Origin of the sequence: Mycobacterium sp. (assembly GCF_035570115.1) — a bacterium.
Classification (GTDB): Bacteria; Actinomycetota; Actinomycetes; order Mycobacteriales; family Mycobacteriaceae; genus Mycobacterium.
In genome coordinates this window covers 1-2568 of the sequence record NZ_DATMLH010000084.1, presented here as the reverse complement: position 1 = coordinate 2568, position 2568 = coordinate 1, and the positions used below count along the sequence as shown (strand labels likewise).

5 protein-coding genes are annotated in these 2568 nt (G+C 62.9%); 3 read left to right on the top strand and 2 right to left on the bottom strand.

Going from position 1 to position 2568, the window contains the following annotated elements; translation table 11 throughout:
- A partial coding sequence (locus VNW74_RS06510; RefSeq protein WP_325675783.1) for an SDR family oxidoreductase occupies positions 1–530 on the top strand: 530 nt, incomplete at its 5' end.
- 34 nt (positions 531–564) lie between these two features.
- Positions 565–1335 (top strand): SDR family oxidoreductase, encoded by a 771-nt coding sequence (locus tag VNW74_RS06505; RefSeq protein ID WP_325675782.1) that lies wholly within the window; start codon positions 565–567, stop codon positions 1333–1335.
- 224 nt (positions 1336–1559) lie between these two features.
- Here VNW74_RS06505 and VNW74_RS06500 read toward each other — a convergent pair whose 3' ends face one another.
- The gene (locus VNW74_RS06500; protein ID WP_325675781.1) at positions 1560–1745 is read right to left on the bottom strand and encodes a hypothetical protein; all 186 of its coding nucleotides are present in this window, start codon (positions 1743–1745) and stop codon (positions 1560–1562) included.
- Positions 1730–1942, bottom strand: coding sequence for a TetR/AcrR family transcriptional regulator (locus VNW74_RS06495; protein WP_414686612.1), 213 nt, complete (start codon positions 1940–1942; stop codon positions 1730–1732). The genes VNW74_RS06500 and VNW74_RS06495 overlap by 16 nt, the downstream gene beginning before the upstream one ends.
- Before the next feature lie 187 nt (positions 1943–2129).
- On the opposite strand from VNW74_RS06495, the gene VNW74_RS06490 reads away from it, so the two are divergent.
- Complete coding sequence (locus tag VNW74_RS06490) at positions 2130–2558, top strand: nitroreductase/quinone reductase family protein (protein ID WP_325675780.1); 429 nt, start codon at positions 2130–2132, stop codon at positions 2556–2558.
- Positions 2559–2568 lie beyond the last annotated feature (10 nt).

The following is a 2568-nucleotide window of genomic DNA, read 5'->3' as shown; positions in this document are numbered from 1 at the left end:
TCGACGTCATCGTCGCCAACGCCGGAATCTGCTGCCCCGCAACGTGGGACCAGATCAGCGCACAAGATTTCCAAGACACCATCGACACCAACGTCGTCGGCACCTGGAACACCGTCATGGCCGGAACACACCACATCATCGACGGCGGCCATGGAGGCTCGATCATCCTCATCGGATCCGCGGCCGGAGTGAAGATGCAGGCCTTCATGGTCCACTACACCGCCAGCAAGCACGCCATCACCGGAATGGCACGCGCGTTCGCCGCCGAACTCGGACGCCACCACATCCGGGTGAACAGCCTGCACCCGGGCGCGGTCGCCACCCCGATGGGCACCGGCCGTATGCGAGAAGCCCTTCAAACCGCCGCCGACAGTTACCCGCATCTGCAGGGCATGCACAAACCGCTACTTCCCGAAGGAATCGCCCAACCCGAAGACGTCGCGGACGCCGTTGCCTGGCTCGCCTCCGACGAATCGAGATTCGTTACCGCGTCGGCGGTTTCGGTCGACCTCGGCGTCGCCCACTGCTGAATCTGAGATCCGACCCCACACCCACAGGAGAGACATGCGCGGACTGGACGGCAAGACCTTCATCGTCGCGGGCGGAGCCACCGGTATCGGCGCCGGCACCGCCGAACGTCTCGCCAGCGAAGGAGCGTTTGTCACCGTCGGTGACATCAACATCACCGGGGCGAAGGCCACCGTCGAACGCATCACCACGGCCGGCGGTCGCGCCATCGCCGTCGAATTCGACCTCGCCCACGAACAATCCATCCAGTACCTGGTCGACTGCACCATCGACGCATTCGGCCCAATTCACGGGCTGCACAACGTCGGCGCCGACCTCTCCGATAACAACTTGGGGCGCGACACCACCGTGCTCGACACCGACCTCGACGTCTGGCACCGGACCCTGGACGTCAACCTGCTCGGCTACGTCCGCACCACCCGCGCAGTCCTACCGCACCTGCTCAAACAAGGGGCCGGCAGCATCGTCAACACCTCATCCGGGGGGTCCCTGGGTACCGATCCCATGCACATTGCGTACAACGCCACCAAGGCCGCGGTCAATCAGCTGACCCGCCACGTCGCCAACAACTGGGGCGCCAAAGGCATCCGGTGCAACGCTGTGATGCCTGGTCTGGTGATGGGCGAAACTCAGGAACGCCAGAATGACCAGCAGTTGCAGCAGATGTTCCTCATCGCCGCCAAAACCACCCGCCTCGGGCGCCCCGCCGACCTGGCCGCCGTCATCGCCTTCCTCCTGTCCGACGACGCGGAATGGATCAACGGCCAGGTGTGGTACATCGGCGGCGCATCCCACATGCGGCAGTAGAACGTCGCCCTCTTGACGCCGTCAAGACCCGAAAGCGAAACCGCAGGTAACGAGCGGGACTGAACCGGACCGAGACGGAACGAAACCGCAGCTGAGACGGCGTTTTCCCTGGTCAAGAGAGGGGTTCGAGTCCCCTTAGCTCCACCATTGTGATGAGTCGAGTCATGTGTCACATACGAGTCGCATCATCGGCTACAGATTCTCCTGCCGGAGCGGTGAAGCGATCAGTTCCCACCGATCAATGACAGCGCCTCTGCGGGACCGACTACGAGATCGTGAAGGTCGCCGCCAACCTCGAGTCGACCCGACTGTTCGAGCCCGCCGACCTTCACCGGCTCGAAGCCGGCCGTACGAACCAACCGCTCGACTTGCTGGCCGGCACGGTCGTCGTCGGTCACGTAGAACAGCACCGCCCCGCCGATTGCAACTCTCGCTCCTCCTCGTCGAGAAGCGCTCGAAAGATTCCCGCGCGACTGCCGAAGTGCCGGAACACGGTGCCCTTTCCCAGGCCCGAGTAGGAGGCCAGGCCATCCATAGTGACCTTCTCCGCGCCCACCTGAGTCACGAATTCTGCAGCCGCCGAAAGTAATTGACGCCGGTTACGGATCGCATCGGTCCGGCCACCGGGAGGCTTTGTCCCCTACCTGTGGCAGCTCTCTCATGGGTGGAACTTTACGTGAGAACATTAAGCGGGGTATAGTCCGCTTAGTATCTCCACGCACGATCGGCTGAGATCTAGCACCCGAGTACCAACAACAAGACCGAAGAACGAAGACACAGAGAGGAAAAACGCTATGGCAGACAACGGCTCTGACCTCAACGACCAAATAATCAACGCCTTCCGCGCCAATCACGGAACGGTCGGCGGTCCCTTCGAGGGCAAGCGGCTCGTGCTACTCCACCACTCCGGTCGCCGCAGCGGCAAGGAATACGTGACACCTCTTGTCAGCGCCACTGATGAGCATGCCTTCCTCATCTGCGGCTCCATGGGAGGCGCTCCGACCGACCCCCTATGGGTCGGCAACATCGAAGCCGGTCCGGGAGAAACAACCATCGAGGACGGCGACCGCACCCTGCGAGTACGGACAACAGTCATCCGGCCGCACTCACCTGACTGGGAACGGCTCTACGGCATCTGGTCGACCTACTGGCCCGACGCTCACGAGTACGAGAAGAACACCTCCAGGAAATTCCCCGTCATCCGCCTGGAGCCCGTCGGCTGAAGGTGCGCCC

Excerpts from the sequence above, each read along its gene's own strand:
- VNW74_RS06490 (WP_325675780.1), top strand. The coding sequence starts at position 2,130 with ATGGCAGACAACGGCTCTGACCTCAACGACCAAATAATCAACGCCTTC.
- VNW74_RS06505 (WP_325675782.1), top strand. The coding sequence starts at position 565 with ATGCGCGGACTGGACGGCAAGACCTTCATCGTCGCGGGCGGAGCCACC.